This window comes from Streptomyces sp. NBC_00075, from assembly GCF_045041225.1.
Lineage (GTDB): Bacteria > Actinomycetota > Actinomycetes > Streptomycetales > Streptomycetaceae > Streptomyces > Streptomyces adonidis.
The window spans coordinates 40,982-59,954 of record NZ_CP108243.1; the positions used below are offsets into that span (position 1 = coordinate 40,982).

An 18,973-nucleotide genomic window follows, 5' to 3' on the forward strand; every position below is an offset into this window, starting at 1 on the left:
CCCTGGCCACCGAAATACATCGGAACCCCTCCATCGCCGTCGGCCTGACACTGCGCATCCGACGGATGTATCTGGCAGCGCTGGAGGACCATGCGAGACGGCTGGAGGTCGAGCAGGACCAACGCATGCAACTCACCGCGGCCGCCGAGCGCTCCCGGGCTACCGGTGAGATGCACGACATCGTCGGCCACAACCTCTCCGTCATGGTCAGCCTCGCCGACGGCGCCGCGATCCTGGCCGCCAACCGCAACGAGCACTCCACCGACGCCCTGCGCATCCTCGCCGACACCGGCCGACAGGCCATGAGCGAGCTTCGACGGGTGCTGGGCGTCCTGCACGAGGAACAGGACGAGGACAGGGCGCTCAGCTCTCAGCCCGGCATCCGGGATCTGGACCTCCTACTGGCCCGGGTCCGCGCAGCAGGCCTGCGCGTGACCTACCGGACGGTGGGCGGTCTCGACTCGCTGGGCAGCGGCGTACTGCTCACCGTGTACCGCATCGTGCAGGAGTCGCTGACCAACGCGCTCAGGCACGCGGGGACCGGCACAGCCGCGGAGGTCGACATCATCGCAGAGGCGGGAGAGGTACGGATCCGAGTCGTCGACACCGGCATACCTCACGGAGCTCCCTCACCACCAAAGGCGACCGCACATGAGCACGCGTCCGGCCACGGTCTGGTCGGCATCCGCCAGCGAGCCGCCCTGTACGGGGGCACCGTGATCATCGGGCCACGTGACACAGGCCATGGCTGGGTCGTGGACGTCGTACTTGAGGCAATGCCCGCGCCGGAAGCATCGGGAGAACTCCTGCGGTGACCACCATGCTGATCACCGGCGACCAGCCCCTGCAGCGCCTCCTGCATGGTCGGGGGATACCGGCGGATCGTGGTCCCTCACAGCTTGCAGCTGTCTGTTTGTCCGCTCCGATGTCGCCGTCGCGTAGGCGCGAGCGGCGTGCTTGTTCTCGACGGCGAGGACGGGCCGCACAAGGGTGCGAAACGGGGCATCCCTTGCGTCAAGTGATGGTCGTGCTCCGCGATGTCACATCTTCTACTACCCCTTGCACGCCGCGCGCTTGGGCGGTTGGTTTTTGGCGCGAGTCAGATGTGCAATTCACCAGTAGAACTCCGAGACGCCGCTTTGACTGCGGTGACGACAATCGCGCGCAATGTGGCTCAGCGGCCCGCCGTACGAGTTCCCTCAGGCCGACGTCACGGGCAGGGCTGACGGTCGGCGAGGCCAGCAACAACAGCCCCTGACCTAACGGAGTCCTACGACGGGACCCGGCGCGGATCGGGCGATGACGGCAGGACTCAACGACCGGGTGGGCTGGTCATTGGCATGGGCAGCTGGTCCGACCGTTCCTGGCTGCGCTTCAGCCGGCGCGTGGTCGGAAGCAATGGTCGGTTCCCACGTGCACCTCGCACGGCGTCCAGCTCATTCCCGGTTTCCACCCCGACCCGAGCGTCTGCCGAGTCAGCGACATTTACTACCTCGCCACGTCGTCGTTCGAGTACGCTCCCGGGGTCCCGATCTTCACGTCGACCGATTTGCGGTCGTGGACCCGGATGGGGAACGTGCTGAGCCGGCCCGCGCAGCCGGCGGTGGCCGGGGGCGAGGCATCGCGTGGCATCTTCGCCCCCACGCCGCGCCACCACGACAGCCGGTTTCTGGATGATCACCACGAACATCTCTGACGGTGACGGTCACCTGTTGGTCACCGCCGACGATCCCGCAGGCTCCTGGAGCGACCCCGTACGCGTCACAGGTGCCCCCGACCCCGACCTTGCGTGGGACGACGACGGCACCTGCTACCTGACATGGCCCCAATACGGACGTATCACGCAGGCTGTGGCTACGAGCCGGCCCGCGGCAGCATCCGGCTGCGGCCGAGGCCGCCGAGCCAGGCAGCTGACGGTTTGGGGGTGCGCTCGAAGGTGTGGGGGTCGATGGCGATGAGTCCGAAGGTGGGCTTGTAGGAGCCCCACTCGTAGTTGTCGAGGGCACTCCAGTGCAGGTAGCCACGTACGTCGAGGCCGTCCTCCAGAGCGGCCGTGACTTCCCGGAGCGCGCCGGTGGTGTAGTCGATGCGGCGGCTGTCGTCGTCGGTGGCGATGCCGTTCTCGGTGACGATCAACGGGACGGCGCCGACGATCTCGGCGGTGTGCCGCAGCGCGTGGCCAACGGCTTGGGGGTAGTACTCCCAGCCGGTGAGGGTGCGTTCGGCGTCGTCGGGCACGGGTAGGGGGCCGTCCGGGCCGATCCTGGTGCGGGTGTAGGACTGGACACCGATCCAGTCGTCGCCGCGGGCGGCCTCCAGGAACACGTCCTCGCGGGGGTGTCGGTAGGCCGCGGCCACGTCCTCGGCACCGGGCAGAGCCTGGTAGGACAGGTTGGCGACGGACCAGCCGACCTGGATGTCGGCGGAGAGGGCCTTGACTGCGACCCTGGCGAGGTGGTGAGCCTCGATCAGGGCGTCGCCGATGGCCTTGTCGGGCAGCGGGAGGCCCGCGGCGGGTACCTGGGCGCCCGACTCCGGGACAGCACCGAAGACCGCGGCGATGTTGGGCTCGTTGATGGTGCACACATGCCGGACGCCGGTGCCGATGACGGGCGCGGTCGCGGTGACGTACCGCTCGAAGAGAGCGGCGGCACCGTCCGCGGTCCAGCCGCCGCGCTCGGCGAACCAGCGGGGCACGGTGAAGTGGTGCAAGGTGACCATGGGGCGCAGGCCGCGTTCGAGGGCGCCCTCGACCATCCGCCGGTAGTGCGCGAGCGCTGCGCGGGAGAACTGTCCCTCGGCGGGCTCGATGCGGGCCCATTCGATACTGAAGCGGTAGTCGGTGAAGCCGAGTCCGGCGAGCAGATCCATGTCCTCGCGCCACCGGTGGTAGCTGTCGGCAGCGTCACCGCTGGGCTCGGCGACGCGCATGGTGGCGGAACCACCGCGCTGTTCGAACTCCCACCAGTCGCTGTTGGTGTTGTTGCCCTCGATCTGATGGGCGGCGGTGGAGGCTCCCCACAGGAAGCCGTCGGGGAAGGGAAGAGCGTGGGAGGGGGGAATCATGGATGGTCCTTTCCGGAGGTGCGCCGGCCGCGAGGGCCGGCAGGTGACGAGTTCACTCACGGCCTGCGGCTGCGGGCAGGCGAGCGCCTGGTGAGTGCCCCGCGTGCCGTGTCGATCACGCGGACGGCATCCGCCGCGGCGTCGCCGCGCCAGGCGATGTGCTGGTCGGGACGGATCAGGAGCAGTGGTGCGCCGTACCGGTCGGCCAGCCCGAGTGCCGAGAGGTCGACGGTGGTGAGCGGTACCCCACGGGTACGGGCCGCCTGTTGCAGCGGGGCGGGATCGGCGGTCTCGGACAGGCGCAGCAGGGTGAAGCCCTCGCCGAGCAGGTCGTAGAGGGAGCGTCCGTCGGGGAGCCAGGTGTGGGGAAGGCGGGTGCCGGGGCGTGCTGAGGGGTGGTACGTGGTGAGCTGGTGGGCCGGTGTCGGTGAGCCGTCGTCGACGATGACGGGGGAATCGGCGTAGTGGTAACCGAGTACAAGGCCTTCGCTGTGGAATTCGCTGCGCTTGGCCTGAAGTGCGGTGGCCAACTGAGCGTCGTCGGCGTCTGTGAAGGACGGGGCGAGCAGCCGCTCCTGGGCCGCGCTGTCGGCGATGGTCTGCGCGGCGACCGGCCGACGCTCGGGTTCGTAACTGTGCAGGAGCCCTGGGCCGCCCCAGCCATGGATGACGGCGGCGAGTTTCCAGGCGATGTTCACCGCGTCGCCCACGCAGGTGTTGTAGCCGTGACCGCCCCATGGCGGGTTGAGATGGGCCGCGTCGCCGACAAGGAAGACCCGCCCGCACTGGTAGCGGTCGGCGAGCATCATCCGGGCGACCCAGCGGTCAGTGGCGACGACCTCTACATCCAGATCGTCTGCGGAGCCTCCGATGAGCGAACGCACCAGCGCCTCGGGGGCAGGTCCGGACGCCCGCGTGTCGGCGTGTTGGACGATCGCCCACCACTGGTCCTCCAGATCGAGCCGGCCCATCAGCCCGGAGGCCTCGGGGCTGACGATCCAGTACTGCACGGCTGGATCCAGACTGATCCGCCGTGCCAGTCCGGGTGCGCGGAAGACGATGTTGAGGTTCGGGCGTTCTCCGGACGCCCCGGTGTACGTGGCGCCGATCGCCGGACGGCTGATCCCGCCCGAGCCGTCGCACCCCAGCAGGTAGTCGGCTTCGACGACGCTGGACGATCCGTCACCCGAGGAAACCGTGGCGCGCACTCCGGCCACGTCATGATCGACAGAGGTGACGGTGTGACCGATGAGCATGTCCACCGCGGCGAGTTCGGAGACCGCCTTGCGCAACACTCGCTCGACGATCGGCTGGGGCACTTGCTGACCGGCCTCCGCCCAGTGTTCGCTGCGGCCCTCATGGAGCCCGAAGGCGTTGCGGAAACGGGTGAGTTCAGTGCCGAGCAGGGAGGTGCAGAAGATGACGTCCTGGGACCATGCGACGGGCATCGGCGCTGCGGCACGCAGCCTGTCGGCCAGGCCCCAACGGCGCAGATGCTCCATGGTCCGGATGCTGGTCGTCTTGGCACGGGGCCTGCCGTCGTCGACGGTGATGCGCGGTTCCACCAGGCAGGTGCGTACCCCGCGCCGGCCGAGTTCGATGGCGGCCGCGAGTCCGGCCGGCCCACCACCCGCTATCAGCACCTGTGGTCTCGTGTCCGTCACGCGCTGGACCTCGCCGAGGCGTCGGTGACCGGGGTTCGCAGGAGGCCGAGCCGGTCGATCTCGACCTCGACGACGTCACCAGGGGTCAATAGACGCGGCGGCCTGCGGACGTAGCCGACTCCTTCCGGTGTGCCCGTGGCGATGATGTCGCCGGGATGGAGTGTCATGGTGCGGCTGATCCGGGAAAGCAGCTCCGGCACGGCGAAGATCATGTCGCGGGTGTTCCCGTCCTGCATGACCTCGCCGTTGACCCGGGTGACCAGACGCAGACCGTCGGTGAGACTGCCCGTCTCGTCGATCGTGACGATAGGGCCGAGCGGGCCGCTGAGGTCGGCGTTCTTGCCGAGAGTCCACTGGGCGGTGAGCTTCTGCGCCGTACGGGCGGTGAGGTCGTTGAAGGCGGCGTACCCCAGCACTCCTGCCTCCGCTTCGCTCTCGTCCGCATCGCTGAGCCGGGCGCCGACGACGGCCGCGACTTCGCCCTCCCAGTCCAGCCCCGGTTCGTTGGCGGGTACCGGCACCGGACGTCCGCTCACCGAGAGCGAGGCCGTCCAGCGTCCGAAGACGGTCGGATGCTCGGGCACCTGGAACGCGCCCTCGGCAGCGTGCGCACGGTAGTTGAGCCCGATGCACAGGACCCGTGCCGACGGCGGTACCGGCGGCTCCGGCATCACGTCCGCGAGCCGGACGGAGCCACGACGGACCCTGCGTGCCCGCTCCAGCCATCGCGGCAGGTCCTCGTAGAAGTCGACGGCATCCACGAGAGGAGTCACGCGGTCGTCCACGACGACACCGACCATGACCTGCTGTCTGCCGCGCCGTGCCGACGGCGGACGCAATCCGATCAGCTTCACTGGACGGGTCCTTCCGCCGCGAGCCGGATATCGAACCGGGCCTCCAGGAACGCACCTTGGTCGCCCATGCCGAACCGGTCGGCCGTCTCCGGGTCGGTGCACGGTACGAAGGGCGCAACGAGGGCGTCCTTGACGGCGAAGGCCGCGTCGGAGCCGAGATAGGGATCCGCGTCGACGAAGACGTGGGTGGTGAGCGGCCGGTGGCCGGGCGCCTCGACCCTGAGATGGACGTGGGCGGGGCGCATCGGGTGCCGGCCGAGGGCACGCAGCAGCTCGCCGACCGGGCCGTCGGTCGGCACCGGGTAGCTGCTGGGTCTGACCGTACGGAACCAGTAGGCGCCGTCAGGGCCGGTGGTGAGCAAGGCCCGCAGATTGCCGTCGGGTTGCTCGTCGTCCTGGCTGTCGTACAGGCCCGTGTCGTTGGCCTGCCAGATGTCCAGCACAGCGCCGGCGAGGGGCACTCCGTCGCAGTCGGTGACCCTGCCGTGCACGACCGCGGCCTCGCCGCGTTCCCGCTCAGGACCCCCCGCGATCCAGGCGCCCATGGGGCGCGGCGGTGCGGGTGAATGGAAGGGCCCCTCGACGGAGCTGGGTGTCATCGTGGGCGGCCCGGCATGGTTGACCTCGTCCACCGCGGAGGTGAGGCCCAGCATGTCGGAGAGCAGGATGAACTCGTTGCGGCGGTCGGTGCAGGCGGCTCCGGTGCGGACCAGGAAGTCCATGGCCCGCTGCCACTCGGCTTCGGTGGGCCGGGTTTCCCGTACGAAGGCGTGCACGTGGGTGACCAGGCCACCGGCCAGCTCGCGCAGCCGTGGGTCCTCGCCCTGGAGGGATCCGAGTACCTGGGCCAACAGCTCGTCGAGCTGCCGGTCGGGGGAAGTGGTCGTCATCGGTTTCCCTCCCGTAGGTGCGTGCTGAGGAAGGCGACGGTCTGCTGGAGCGGCGTGGCGAGTTCCGGTGCCCCGAACAGTCCGTGGTCGGCGTCCTCGACGGGTACCAACTGGACTTCGGCACCGTGGGTCGGCAGGGACTTTTCCAGGAGAAGACTCTGCTCGAACGGCACCAGCCTGTCGGCTGTGCCGTGGATCAGCAGGAAGGGCGGCGCGTCGGCGGTGACATGGGTGACCGGGCTCGCCGGAACGGCCAGTTCCGGGTCGGCGACTCCGCCGAGCAGTTGCTCGATCAAGTCCTCTGCCGTGTCCGCGGGCAGGGTGATGTCCGGGGGGAGCACAAACTTGGGCAGGGCGGCGAGATCGTAGATGCCGTACCAGACGACGGCGGCCACGACCGAGCTGTCGGGCCCGGTGACACCGATGTCGCCCTCCAGTTCCGCACGGTCTGCGGTGAGGGCGAGAAGCGGGGCGAGATGCGCGCCGACCGACTCTCCCCACATGGCTGTCCGGCTGCTGTCCAGGCCGAGTTGATCCCCGTGGCGGCGCAGATAGCGCACTGCGGACTTGGTGTCGTGGAGCTGCGCGGGGAAGATCGCCTCGCGAGAGAGCCGGTAGTCGATGGACGCGACGGCCAAATCGGCTGCCAGCAGCAGGTCGATCACGACGGAGATGTCCTGTGCGGGCAGCAGGTCACCGCGGTCGCCGAGCGCCCAGGCACCGCCGTGGACGAAGACGACGACCGGGTGAGGTCCGTCGCCCTCGGGCACCCACAGGTCGAGCTTGAGGGGGCGGTAGCCGGGCACGAAGGCGTAGCTGACCGCCGGATGGTGCCGCGAGCCGCCCGCGTGGCGGAGGGGTTCGGCTGGAGGCAGGAAGCGAGGTGGGGTCCACGCCTGTGGCTGGTCCTGGTGCTGCTCCGTCATCGCGCTCGCCCCTCCAGGTGCTTGGTCAGGAAGGCGACCGAGCGGGCGATGAGAGCGGGGATGTCGGTTGCGCCGACGAAGATGTGGCCGGCGCCCTCGACCGCCACCAGTTCGGATTGCACCCCCGCCGCGAGCAGCGCCGCGTGCAGAAGGCTGCTTTGTTCCAGTGGTACGGGAATGTCGTCGGTGCCGTGGATGAGCAGGAAGGGCGGTGCGTCGGCGCTCACGTAGGTGACGGGGCTCGCCGATCTGGCCCGCTCCGGGGTCGCGCCGCCCAGCAGTTGCTCGATCGGGTCGGCTGTGCCCGGCGGCAGGGACACGTCCGGGGGGACCTTAAACTTGGGCATGGTGGCCAGGTCGCTGACTCCGTACCAGTCCACGACGGCCCGCACCGAGTCGACGGGCTCGGCGACGACCGGGTCGCCCTCCTGCGTGGTGCGACCCGCGGTGAGGGCGAGAAGTGCCGCGAGGTGTCCACCGGCCGATTCGCCCCAGACACCGAACCGCTGGGCGTCCAGACCGAGTTGAGAAGCGTGCCGACGCAGATAGCGGACGGCGGACCTGGCATCGTGCAGTTGCGCGGGGAAGACGGCCTCGCCCGCAAGGCGGTAGTCGATCGAGGCGACCGCGATCCCGGCCTCCAGCAGCGCGTCGTGGACGGCGTCGGTCTCAAGGGTCGGTGGCAGACAGCGGCGATCACCGAACTGCCACGCTCCGCCGTGGATCCACACCACCACCGGATACGTGCCCCCTCCTGCCGGGACCCACAGGTCCAACTGGAGTGGGCGGTAGCCGGGCGGGAGGGCATAGCTGATCCCGGAATAGTGCAGCGAGCCGTCCTCGCGCACAACGGGGCCGACAGGTGGCAGGGACTCGGGAGGCTCGGAGCCGGTTGGTTCCCGCTCGGTGCCGTGGGTCATCGGGAGGCTCCCGTCGTGGTCAGGGCGGCGGGCGCAGCACAAAGGTAGGTGTGCGTGCCCGGATTGGCGGTGCGCCGCGTGCCGTCAGGCAGGGCGACCTCGGCGGTGGTGCCGGGTGGCACGGTGACGTCGAGCCGGAAACGGTCGCCGTCGACTTCCCAGGCGGATTCGATCCGTCCGTACGGGCAGTGGTGTTCGGCTCGTGCCCAAGCAAGGCCGCCGCCCGGGCGCGGTGCCACGGTGAAGCGCTGATAGCCCGGGAAGTCCGCGTCCGGTTCGATTCCGGCGGTGTAGCGATGCAGGAAGGAGACGACAGCGCCCTTGGAGTAGTGGTTGAGGGAGTCGCGTGGTGTGCCGTCGTCGGCCACACCCTCCCAGCTCTCCCAGATCGTGGTCGCGCCTCGGTCGATCATGTGCAGCCAGGACGGGGCGCTGTCCTGGAGCAGGAGTTCGTACGCCACGTCGAGGTGCCCGGTGTCGGCGAGCACAGGGAGAAGGTCCCCGGTCGCGAGGAAGCCGGTGCCCAGATGCGTTCCAGCGTCCCGTACGAGGTCGACGAGCCGATCCGCGGTCCGGGCTCGCAGTTCTTTCGGCACCAGGTCGAAGGCGAGGGCGCGCACGTGGTTGGCCTGGGTGCCCGGGCGCAGCGAGCCGTCGGGCGCGATGAACTCGGTGCGCCAGGCGTCGCGTATCCGCTCGCTCGACTCTTCGTAGGCCGCTGCCTCTTCGTCTCGGCCGATCACCCGTGCGATGCGCGCCGCCAGCCGGGTGGAGTGGGCGTAGTACGCGGTGGCGATGTCGGCCTTGTCGCGCTGCGCGTACTGGGGCAGGTCGTCGCCGATGTGCTCTCCGGGCACGAGCCATTCGCCCCAGTGGAACCCGGTGTCCCACAGATACCACTCGTGCGGGGCGGGTTCGGCGGAGCGCAGGACCCGGTCCGGGTGGCGTGCTTCGCGTGCCGCGCGCTCGGTCCGCCCGAGCCATGCGGTCATGGTCGGCCACAGCTCCTCCAGCACGGCCCGGTCACCGTAGGCCCGGTACATCTGCCAGGGCACGATGACCGCGGCGTCGCCCCAGCCGGCCGAGCCGTTGAGGTGGGCCACCGGGCCGTTCGGGCCTTCGGTACGGCAGGCGGGCGAGATGTTGGAGACCGTGCCGTCCGGCCACTGGTCGGCTGCGACGTCGCGCAGCCACTTGGCCGAGAACCCGGCGACGTCGTAGAGGAAGGCGGCGGTCGGGGCGAACAGTTGCCAGTCCCCGGTCCAGCCGGCGCGTTCGCGGGTGGGGCAGTCCGTGGGGATGTCGCAGACGTTGCCGCGCATGCTCCACACGGCGGCTTCGTGCAGCCGGTTGATCCGCTCGTCTCCGCACTCGAACCAGCCGGTGCGCCGCAGGTCGGTGTGGACCACCACGCCCCGCAGGTCGTCTGCGGTCAGCTCGCCGGGGTGCCCTTCGACACGGACATAGCGGAAGCCGTGAGTGGTGTGCCGGGGCTCGAAGGTCTCGCCCGGGCGGCCTGCCGAGACGACGTGGTCGACCTGGCCGGCCGGGAGGGGCTCGGGCAGGAAGGACAGGTCGACGCGGAGGTGGTCCGTCGTCACGTCACCGTCGTGGCCGAGTGATTCGCCGTGCGTGAGGGTGAGGCGGGTGTCTTTCGGGCCGAGGTCGCGCAGCCATACCCAGCCGTTGATGTTCTGGCCGAGGTCGAAGACCTGTCGGTCGGGGCGCGGCCGGGTCACCGAAACGGGGACGATTTCCTCGACGCGCCGCACGGGCGGGGCCGGTGAGGTGACCAGTCCGGAACAGCCGTGGTCGGCGACATCGACCGTCTCCCAGTCCTGGCCGTCGTACCCGGGTACGTCCCATCCCGTGCGTGTCCGGCGCAGGTCGCTGAACTGGCCGGTGATGAGGTCGGCTTCGACGATGTGCGCGGTGGCCGAGCGCCAGTGCTTCCCGGTGCACACGACGGTCGTGGTGCCGTCTTCATGTTCCAGATGCAGCTGCGCCAGGAACGACACCCGCTTCCCCCACTGGTCGTGGGCGCGGGTGATGCCGATCTGGCCGCGGAACCAGCCATCGGACAGGAGTGCCCCGAGGACGTTGTCGCCCTCCCGCACCAGTGCGGTGACGTCGTACGTCTGGACCTGAAGCCGTACGTCGTACTGCGTGAAGCCCGGCGTCAGTTCGGCGTCCCCGATCCTCTCGCCGTTGAGGAACGCCTCGTACAGCCCTTGCGCGGTGGCGTAGAGGCGGGCCCGGCGGACCGGGGACGTCGTCGAGAAAGGGGTACGCAACACATGGGCCGGGCGGTGTCCGGCGGGCGGCACCTCGGTCTCGACGGGCTCGATCCACAAGGCCTGCCAGTCGGAGGGGTCCAGCAGCCCTGTCTCGAACCAGGCCCACTCGGACCAGTCGCTCTCGCCGACGTCGGTCCAGACCTTGACCTGCCAGGTGATCCGTTCACCGGAGCCAGGCGGGGGGCCGCCGTACGGCACATGGACGCTGTCGGCCCCCTCGACGCGGCCGGAGTCCCAGCCCTCGCCTGTTCTGATCCGATGGGCCAGCTGCACGCGGGAGTCGGCCGGAAGCCACCAGGAGAGCCGGGGCCGACGCGTGCCGATGCCCAGGGCGTGTTCCAACTGTTCGGCACGCAGACAGGTGGGCGAGTTCATCCTGAGACCACCGTTTCGTCCGTGAGGATCGGCCGGCCGGCTGATCGACTGGCGGAGAGAAGGAACGCGCCGCTCTCGGTCCGCCACTGACGACGGGTCACCGACCAGTGCTGGAGGGCTCGCGCGGCGATGCGTACGGGGACGTCCATGGCCTCGCCCGGGCCGGCCTCGACGACGGCGAAGCCGGCCAGCCACAGTTCGGGGCGTTCGACGTCCGAGTCGGGCCGGGCGACGTAGACCTGTACGACCTCCTTGCCTCGCCGCTCCCCGCTGTTGCGCAGGCGCACGGTGACGGTCAGGTCCTCGCCGGGGCGCACGTGGGCGGGTACGTCGAAGGCCTCGTACTCCCAGGTGGTGTAGCCCAGGCCGTGGCCGAACCAGTACGCGGGTTCGGTGCCCGCGCGCAGGTAGGCGCGGTGGCCGATGTGCAGGCCCTCGGTGTACTCCAGCACTCCGTCCCGGGGGGTGGTGTTCCACACCGGGACGTCCTCGTCGCGGGCCGGCCAGGTGGTGGGCAGCCGGCCGCCGGGCTCCGCGACGCCGAGCAGTACGTCCGCCAGCGCGTTGCCCAGTTCCATGCCCGGGAACCAGGCCAGCAGCACGGCGGCGACGTCGTCCCGCCAGGGCATCTCCACGGGGGCACCGGAGTTGACCACGACGACGGTGCGCGGGTTGGCGGCGGCCACGGCGTGTACCAGGGCGTCCTGGTCGCCGGGCAGTCGCAGGGTCGTACGGTCGAAGCCCTCGCTCTCGACTGCCTCGGTGGTGCCCACGACGACGACGGCGACATCGGAGGCGGCGGCAAGTTCGACGGCGCGGGCGAGCTGCTGGTCGGCGGGCAACCTGGGTTCGCCGATCACCAGGCCGACCCAGAACAGCATGATGTCCTGCCCCCAGGTGAACCGCAGCCGCACGTCGACCTTCTGGCCCTCCCTCAGCCGCCGGGTGATGCACTCCTGCGGCGCGGCGCCGACCACTGAGCCGATGTCGAGCGGGTCGCGGACGATGTGTGTGTCGATGACCGTCTCACCGTCGAGGTCGAGGACGAACGCGCCGACACCCCTGATGCCGAGCTGCCAGTCGCCGCTGGTGTCGGCGGTGAATACGGTGCGCAGTTCGAGGGAGACGCTGCCCTCCTCGACAGATTTCAGGTCGCGCACGAAGTGCGTGCCCGCCGTCGGCTCCTCTTTCAGGCACGCTCCGGTCGCGTCGAGCCACCGGAGGGTGCCGGGCTGGGAGAGCTCTCCGGGGCGCGGGGCGCGCAGGTCGTCGCTGAGGGAAGCCCCCGGCGCGGTGACCAGTTCGACGCGGTCGCCAAGTGCCGAGCGCAGTCCTTCCAGCGGGCTGACGACATAGGGCGGGAAGACGGTCGCGCTGCCCCCGCCGAGCGGCCGGGCGTCCAGCGCTCCGGGGCCCAGCAGGGCGACGCGGGACAGCCTGTCGGTCGCGAGAGGCAGTAGATCCCCGTGGTTGCGGACGAGCACCATGGCGGCGGTCGCGGCCTCACGGGCCAGTGCCCCGCCCTGCGCGACCGTGCCGGGATCGGGGCGTCCGGCGGCGGCCCGGTGTCCGTCGAGAGCGCCGACGCGGGCGGCCAGCCGCAGCAGCCTGCGCACCTTGTCGTCGATGGTGGCCTCTGGGACACAGCCCTCGCGCACCGCGGCGAGCAGCGGCTCGCCCCACTGCTCCGACGGTCCCGGCATGGCCAGGTCGAGCGCGGCGGAGGCGGACTCCTCGGTGCCGTAGACGGCGCCCCAGTCGGAGACGACCAGACCGTCCCAGGCCCACTCGTCCTTCAGGACGTCACGCAGCAGTGGGCTCTCCGTCATGGGCGCGCCGTCGACGCCGTTGTAGGCGGCCATCACGGTCCAGGGGTCCGCCTCGGTGACGAGGTGCTCGAAGGGGGCGAGGTAGAGCTCGCGCAGGGTGCGTTCGTCCACCCGGATGTCGACCGAGGTGCGGTCGGTCTCGGAGTCGTTGGCGACGAAGTGCTTCGGGCAGGCGCCGACCCCGTTGTCCTGGAGGCCGCGGACATAGGCGGCCGCCATCCGGCCGGTCAGGAGCGGGTCCTCCGAGAAGCACTCGAAGTGCCGGCCGCCCAGCGGGGAACGGTGCAGGTTGACCGTGGGGCCGAGCGCCACGTCGACGTCCTTGCGTACCGCTTCCGCGGCGAGCAAGCCGCCCACGCGGTGGAGCAGTTCCTCGTCCCAGGTGGCGGCCAGGCCACTGGAGGAGGGCAGGTTGGCCGACCAGTCCCGCTCGTCCTCGACCGGGCCGCGGATGCCGACCGGCCCGTCGGAGACGCTGATCGGCCGCAGACCGATCTCCTCGCAGGCCTGCGTGGCCCAAGCGCCCGCGCCGGAGATCAGCCGGAGCTTGGTCTCAAGGTCAAGCTTGCGTACGAGATCGTCGAGTGTGGGGTCCATGGGAACAGCTCCTGGGTCGTGAGCGTCGGGCGGTCGTCGAGGGGGAGGTCAGTCGGTGGCGTGATGGCAGGCGACATCGCTGTCGCCGACCCTGCGCAGCGTGGGCCGCTCGGCGCGGCACACGTCGGTGGCGAGGGGACATCGCGACGCGAACGGGCAGCCGGCGGTGGAGGCAGTTCCGAGTCCGGCCGTTCCGATGCCCATCGCCTCGCGCGCGGCGCGCCGGGCCGCCTGTTCGGCGGGGCAGGGCACCGGTGCGGCGGCGGTGAGGGCCCGGGTGTAGGGGTGGCGGGGATGTTCGACCACGGCTGCCGCGGCACCGGTCTCCATCACCTGGCCGCGGTAGAGGACCACCACCCGCTGGGCGAGAAAACGGACCACCGCGAGGTCGTGGGCGACGAACAGGTACGACAGCCCCCGCTCGTCACGCAGGTCGGCGAGCAGGTTGAGCACCTGGGCCTGAGTCGACAGATCCAGTGCGCTCACCGGCTCGTCGCACACCACGACCTTCGGGTCGCACACCAGGGCACGGGCCACCGCGATGCGCTGCCGCTGGCCGCCGGAGAACTGGCGGGGCCTGCGGTCGGCGGCGGAAGCGGGCAGCCCCACCCGTTCCAGGGCGGTGCGCGCCCGCCGACCCGCCTCCGCCTTGCCGACGCCTATCAGTCGAAGCGGCTCGGCGAGGGTCTCGCCGATGGTCATGGCGGGGTTGAGGGAGGAGTACGGGTCCTGGAACACCACCCGCAGTTGCGCCGCGAGGGCGCGCCGCCGGACTGGGGCAGCATGGGTGATGTCTTCTCCGAAGAAGGAGATCGATCCCCCGGTCGCGGACTGGAGACCCAGGACCGCCTTGCCGATGGTCGACTTGCCCGAGCCCGACTCGCCGACCAGGCCGATGGTCTCGCCGGGCGCGATGGCGAACGACACACCGTCGACGGCTGGAGGCACCGGCTTGCGCCGGGAGCGGCGGCCGTAGTGGACGGTCAGCTCGCGCACGTCCAGGGCGAGGGGCTGCGCGGTGTCGGCCGGGGCCGTGGTGGTGCTCATGCCGGGGTCCTCTCGTCCGGGTGGGCGGCGGCCACCGCGAGTTCGTTGGCTCGGACGCAGCGAACGGTGCCGCCCCGGTCAGCCGATTCCAGTGCCACGGACTGCCCGCAGGCGTCTGTCGCGAAGGGGCAGCGGTCACGGAAGCGGCATCCCTGCGGCCAGTTGCCGGGCGTCGGCACCTGGCCGGGGATGGCCGTCAGCCGGTGCGAGGGCGTCAAGGCCTCACCCGCATGCGGGTTCGCCCCGAGGAGCGCCTTGGTGTACGGATGACGGGGAGCGTCCAACACCTCGGTCACCGTTCCGGATTCGACGATCTCGCCGGCGTACATCACCGCGACGTCGTCGCAGAGGTCGGCGACGACACCGAGGTCGTGGGTGACGATCACGACCGAGGTGCCCGACTGGCTGACGAGTGAGCGCAGCAGGCTGAGGATCTCCGCCTGTACGGTCACGTCGAGGGCCGTGGTCGGCTCGTCGGCCACCAGCAGTTTCGGGCCGCCGGTCAGGGCCAGGGCGATCGCCACTCGCTGGGCCATGCCGCCGGACAGCTGGTGGGGGTAACTGCGCATGACGGCCTGGGGGTCGACGATTCCCACCCGTTTCAGCAGGCTCACGGCGCCGTCCCTCGCCTCCGCGCGGGACAGTCCGCGCAGTCGCCGCAGCGGTCCGGTGAGCTGGTAGGCGACGGAGAACATGGGGTCGAGGGCGACCATCGGCTCCTGTGAGACGTAGGCGATCTCGCGTCCGCGGACCGGGCGTAGGTGTCGCTCGTCGAGGCCTGCCAGGTCACGGCCCTGCCAGTACAGAGCGCCGCCGGTGACCGCGACTCCGGCGGGCAGCAGTCCGAGTGCGGCCAGCGCGGTCATGGTCTTGCCGCAGCCGGACTCGCCGACCAGGCCGAGCACCCGGCCGGGTTCGACCCGGAAGGAGACACCGCTGACCAGCACCGGTCCGTCGTCGACGGCCACGGTCAGGTCGCGTACGTCCAGTACTCCCGATCCGTCGGGCTCGGCCGGCCCGGCGGAGGTCCCGCCCTTCCGCTTCCCGGCCCGCTGGGCGGCCCGGGGTGCTTCCTCCGGGTCGGTCAGGGCGTCGGCCACCAGGTTGGCTGCGATCACGGTCAGGGACAGCACCAGTCCGGAAGGCACCATCAGCCAGGGCGCGTCGTAGATGTGCTGTGAGGCCGTACCGATCATGGCGCCCCAGCTGGGCGCGGGCGGCTTCGGGCCGAAGCCCATGAAGGCGAGGCCGGACTGGATCAACAGGCCGATCCCGAACAGCAGGGCCGCCTGCACGGCCAGGACCGTCCGCATGCCCGGCAGCACATGGCGGAGGTTGACCCTCCAGGAGCCGAGGCCGTTGACCCGGGCCGCGTCCACGTACAACTGCTCCCGCAGGGAGCGCGCCACCCCCAATAGCACCCGGTACATCCCGGACGAGATCAACACGCCCAGCACGGTCATGATGAGCACGGTGTCCACGCCGAACACCCCTATGAACGCGAGGATGATCACCGTGCCCGGCAGGGCCATCATGATCTCGGTGGTGCGGCTGATGACCGTCTCCGTGTGCCCGCCGCGCTCGGCGGCGACGAGCGCCAGGGGGACGGCGATGGCGTAGGCCACCACCACGGTCAGCAGGGAGGCCCCCAAGGTGCTCGCCCCGGCGGCGAAGATCCGGCTGAGCAGGTCGCGCCCAAGTTCATCGGTACCGAGCCAGTGTTGGGCACTGGGTCCCTGCAACGCGGCCGCCAGTTGCTGGTCGTTCGTCCCGTACGGGATCCACCAGGACGCCGTGAGCGAGAGCATCACCAGCAGTGCCAGCCAGCCGAGTCCGAAGATGCCGCCCGGCCTGCGCAGCAGCCGGGGCAGTCGGTGCCGGGCGGGCTGCGACGCCTCGGTGACGGTGTGCTCGGGTTGTTCGAGCAGTTGTTGGGCCGGCTTCGCCTGAAGGTATTCGCTCATGCCGCACGCAACTTCGGGTTCAGCGCGCTGATCAGCACATCGAGCGCGACGTTGGTGACCACGACGACGACCGTCGCGATGATCACGACTCCTTGCACGGACGGGAAGTCGTGGGAGGTGACCGCGGCCTGGGCGACCTGTCCCAGACCCGGCAGAGCGAAGATCTGCTCGACGATGACGGTGCTGCCGAACAGCCCGACGAACTGCATGCCGAGCCCCGCCACTACGGGCACACTCGCGTTGCGCAACGCGTGCACGTACAGCAGCCGCCAGGGCGGAATACCCGTCGCGCGCAAGGTCCTGATGTGTTCCTGCCCCAGGGCCTCGACCATGGAGGCGCGCGCCTGCCGGGCCACGAGGGCAGCCCCGCCGATCGCCAGGCTGAGCACCGGAAGGGCCAGGCTCTTCGCCCAGTCGACGGGAGAGTCCGCGAAGGGGGTGTAGCCGGTCGCCGGGAGCCAGCCGAGCCGGATGGAGGCGACGTAGACCAGCAGGATGCCCAGCCAGAAGGTCGGCAGGGACACCACGATCCCGGAGAAAGCTGTGATCAACCGGTCGACGAGACCGCCGCGGACCGCCGCCACCACTCCCGAGACGATGCCGAGCACACCGCTCAGGGCAGTGGCGCCGAATGCAATGGCCGCGGTCACCGGGAGCCGGGACGCCAGGTCCGGGCCGACCTCGTTGCCTCCGGTGAGGGAGGTGCCGAGGTCGCCGCGGACCGCGTGGGTGATCCAGTCCCAGAACTGGACGGCCAGCGGCTGGTTCCAGCCGAGCAGTTCGTTCTGGGCGTGGATCTCCTGCGCGGAGGCTCCCGGGCCGAGCATCACCGCGCCCGGGCTGCCGGGAATGGAGTGAACGAGTGCGAAGGTCAGGACGATCACCGCCAGCAGCGTCAGGACCGCCATCGCGGCCCGCCGGGCGAGGAATCTGGTCACGGAGCCTCCTCCTTCCTCTTCTTCTTCGAGTGGTCCCCGACCGGGCCGGTCGTCAGGAGGCCGGCTTGATCGAGGACAGGAGCGGGTAGGCGTCGTTGCCCGCGAAGGTGAGGGGCTTGACCTTCTTGGTGTTGTAACCGGCGTAGGAGTAGCTCTCGTACAGCGGGATCAGCCAGCCCGCTTCCACCAGGCGGGTGTTGAGCTTGGTGAGAGCCTCTGTCCGCTTCGCGCCGGTGGCGCCCGCGGCGGCGTCCGTGTCCTCCGTGAGCTGCTTGTCGGTCGCCTTCTGGGTGTTCAGGAACCCGCCGAGGACGACGGCCTGCATGGCTACCACCGGTTCCGGCCAGTTGAACGCGAGGTAGCCGAGCGGGGTGGTGTTCACGGCTGCGAAGGCCTCTTCGGTGGAGGCGGCGGCCTTGAGCTTCATGTCGATCCCGACTGCCTCGAGCTGCTTCTGGATCGCTTCCAGGTCGGTCTGATTGGCCTGGCTGGTGACCACCGTGAAGGAGAAGCCCTTGGCGTATCCGGCCTCGGCGAGCAGCTTCTTGGCCTTGTCCGGGTTGTAGCCCCAGGTGGTGTTGAGCGAGGCGTCGTAGCCGTCGAAGGAGGACGGGAAGGCGTTGGAGGTCGGCTTGTCGCCCTTGTGGAGACCGCTCACCAGGTCCTGGCGGTTGACGGCGACCTGGATGGCCTGGCGTACCCTCTCGTCGCCGAACGGCTTGGAGACCGTGCCCTTCTTGTCGAAGACCGGCAGGGTCACCACCGTGCCGCCCAGGGAGGACAGCCCCGTGCCGCGCGACTTGACGAACGAGGAGGTCGATCCGGCGACCGCGGCGACGTCCACCTGACCGGAGACCAGGGCGTTGGCTCTGGCCTGCGGGTCCGGCAGGGCACGGTAGACGACGGTGTCGTAGGCGAAGGCCGCGGAGTTCCAGTAACCCTTCCTGCGCACCATCGTGTACTTGCTGCCCTTGACCGATCCCGACTTGTCGAGGGTGTAGGGGCCCGAGCCGTAGGGTGCGACGCCGAGGGCCTTGCTGTCGGCGAGCCCCTTGGCGCTGACGATCATTCCGGCGTCGGAGGCGAGCTGCTCCTGGAAGGTCGGCTGGGCCTTGGCGAAGGTGAGGACGACGGTCTGGTCGTCGGGTGCGGTGACCTGCTTGATCTCGGCCTGTCCGCCCTTGGCCATGTTCCCGTACGCGACCAGGGCGGCGTCATTGCGTCGGTCGAGGTTCTTCTTGACCACGCCGGCGGTGAGCTTGCTGCCGTCTGCGAACGCCACCCCCTTGCGCAGCGTGAGGGTCAGCTGCGTCTTGTCCTTGTTGTACGCGAACTTGGTGGCCAAGCTCGGCTTGACGCCGCCGTCGGCGGTCTTGACGAAGAGCGAGTCGTACACGCTCTCGAAGAACTGCCGCATCTCCGTGTACTTGGCGGGGTCGTAGCCATTCGCGGCCGAGTCGCCGTCCATGCCGACCGTGAGGGTGTCCGACGCGGACGCCGAGGAACCGCTCGCGGAGGACGAGCTGCAAGCCGTGACACCGGTGGAGGCGAGGGCGACAGTGGTCGCCAAGAGCATGCTGTTTCTTGCCGAAGAGAGTTTGAAACG

Annotated in this window: 13 protein-coding genes and 1 pseudogene; 2 read left to right on the forward strand and 12 right to left on the reverse strand. The window is 70.1% G+C overall.

Annotated elements, in window-relative coordinates:
- The first annotated feature begins 65 nt into the window (after positions 1-65).
- Both OG787_RS00185 and OG787_RS00190 read left to right on the forward strand, forming a co-directional pair.
- On the forward strand, positions 66-815 hold the full coding sequence (locus OG787_RS00185) for a sensor histidine kinase (protein ID WP_405533878.1): 750 nt from the start codon (positions 66-68) through the stop codon (positions 813-815).
- A 623-nt stretch (positions 816-1,438) separates the two neighbouring features.
- Positions 1,439-1,820 (forward strand): annotated as a pseudogene (locus OG787_RS00190) (family 43 glycosylhydrolase); the annotation flags it as partial.
- A gap of 34 nt (positions 1,821-1,854) precedes the next feature.
- Here the strand turns inward: OG787_RS00190 and OG787_RS00195 are convergent.
- Genes OG787_RS00195 through OG787_RS00250 form a run of 12 tightly spaced genes read right to left on the reverse strand, consistent with a single transcriptional unit; the run spans position 1,855 to position 18,937 of the window.
- Positions 1,855-3,066, reverse strand: coding sequence for a glycoside hydrolase family 1 protein (locus tag OG787_RS00195; RefSeq protein ID WP_405533879.1), 1,212 nt, complete (start codon positions 3,064-3,066; stop codon positions 1,855-1,857).
- Between the two features lie 56 nt (positions 3,067-3,122).
- Positions 3,123-4,730, reverse strand: coding sequence for an FAD-dependent monooxygenase (locus OG787_RS00200; RefSeq protein ID WP_405533880.1), 1,608 nt, complete (start codon positions 4,728-4,730; stop codon positions 3,123-3,125).
- A complete protein-coding gene (locus OG787_RS00205) occupies positions 4,727-5,584 on the reverse strand; it encodes a fumarylacetoacetate hydrolase family protein (protein ID WP_405533881.1) in 858 nt (285 codons plus the stop codon). Before OG787_RS00205 ends, OG787_RS00200 begins: the two co-directional genes overlap by 4 nt.
- The gene (locus tag OG787_RS00210; protein ID WP_405533882.1) at positions 5,581-6,474 is read right to left on the reverse strand and encodes a dioxygenase; all 894 of its coding nucleotides are present in this window, start codon (positions 6,472-6,474) and stop codon (positions 5,581-5,583) included. The genes OG787_RS00205 and OG787_RS00210 overlap by 4 nt, the downstream gene beginning before the upstream one ends.
- Positions 6,471-7,400, reverse strand: a complete 930-nt coding sequence (locus OG787_RS00215) for an alpha/beta hydrolase fold domain-containing protein (protein WP_405533883.1) — start codon at positions 7,398-7,400, stop codon at positions 6,471-6,473. The genes OG787_RS00210 and OG787_RS00215 overlap by 4 nt, the downstream gene beginning before the upstream one ends.
- Positions 7,397-8,320, reverse strand: coding sequence for an alpha/beta hydrolase fold domain-containing protein (locus OG787_RS00220; RefSeq protein ID WP_405533884.1), 924 nt, complete (start codon positions 8,318-8,320; stop codon positions 7,397-7,399). The genes OG787_RS00215 and OG787_RS00220 overlap by 4 nt, the downstream gene beginning before the upstream one ends.
- Positions 8,317-10,992, reverse strand: coding sequence for a family 78 glycoside hydrolase catalytic domain (locus OG787_RS00225; RefSeq protein WP_405533885.1), 2,676 nt, complete (start codon positions 10,990-10,992; stop codon positions 8,317-8,319). Before OG787_RS00225 ends, OG787_RS00220 begins: the two co-directional genes overlap by 4 nt.
- Positions 10,989-13,418, reverse strand: a complete 2,430-nt coding sequence (locus OG787_RS00230; RefSeq protein ID WP_405533886.1) for a beta-glucosidase — start codon at positions 13,416-13,418, stop codon at positions 10,989-10,991. The genes OG787_RS00225 and OG787_RS00230 overlap by 4 nt, the downstream gene beginning before the upstream one ends.
- Before the next feature lie 48 nt (positions 13,419-13,466).
- Complete coding sequence (locus tag OG787_RS00235; protein WP_405533887.1) at positions 13,467-14,465, reverse strand: oligopeptide/dipeptide ABC transporter ATP-binding protein; 999 nt, start codon at positions 14,463-14,465, stop codon at positions 13,467-13,469.
- Positions 14,462-16,429, reverse strand: coding sequence for a dipeptide/oligopeptide/nickel ABC transporter permease/ATP-binding protein (locus OG787_RS00240; RefSeq protein WP_405533888.1), 1,968 nt, complete (start codon positions 16,427-16,429; stop codon positions 14,462-14,464). Before OG787_RS00240 ends, OG787_RS00235 begins: the two co-directional genes overlap by 4 nt.
- Entirely contained in the window at positions 16,426-17,367 is a 942-nt protein-coding gene (locus tag OG787_RS00245; RefSeq protein WP_405533889.1) for an ABC transporter permease, read from the reverse strand. Before OG787_RS00245 ends, OG787_RS00240 begins: the two co-directional genes overlap by 4 nt.
- Positions 17,368-17,419: 52 nt before the next feature.
- Positions 17,420-18,937 carry an ABC transporter substrate-binding protein gene (locus tag OG787_RS00250; RefSeq protein ID WP_405533890.1) on the reverse strand — a complete coding sequence of 506 codons (1,518 nt, stop codon included), beginning with the start codon at positions 18,935-18,937 and terminating at the stop codon, positions 17,420-17,422.
- Positions 18,938-18,973: the final 36 nt, after the last annotated feature.

Excerpts from the sequence above, each read along its gene's own strand:
- OG787_RS00235 (WP_405533887.1), bottom strand. The coding sequence starts at position 14,465 with ATGAGCACCACCACGGCCCCGGCCGACACCGCGCAGCCCCTCGCCCTG.
- OG787_RS00185 (WP_405533878.1), top strand. The coding sequence starts at position 66 with ATGTATCTGGCAGCGCTGGAGGACCATGCGAGACGGCTGGAGGTCGAG.
- OG787_RS00230 (WP_405533886.1), bottom strand. The coding sequence starts at position 13,418 with ATGGACCCCACACTCGACGATCTCGTACGCAAGCTTGACCTTGAGACC.
- OG787_RS00240 (WP_405533888.1), bottom strand. The coding sequence starts at position 16,429 with ATGAGCGAATACCTTCAGGCGAAGCCGGCCCAACAACTGCTCGAACAA.
- OG787_RS00215 (WP_405533883.1), bottom strand. The coding sequence starts at position 7,400 with ATGACGGAGCAGCACCAGGACCAGCCACAGGCGTGGACCCCACCTCGC.
- OG787_RS00210 (WP_405533882.1), bottom strand. The coding sequence starts at position 6,474 with ATGACGACCACTTCCCCCGACCGGCAGCTCGACGAGCTGTTGGCCCAG.
- OG787_RS00195 (WP_405533879.1), bottom strand. The coding sequence starts at position 3,066 with ATGATTCCCCCCTCCCACGCTCTTCCCTTCCCCGACGGCTTCCTGTGG.
- OG787_RS00225 (WP_405533885.1), bottom strand. The coding sequence starts at position 10,992 with ATGAACTCGCCCACCTGTCTGCGTGCCGAACAGTTGGAACACGCCCTG.
- OG787_RS00220 (WP_405533884.1), bottom strand. The coding sequence starts at position 8,320 with ATGACCCACGGCACCGAGCGGGAACCAACCGGCTCCGAGCCTCCCGAG.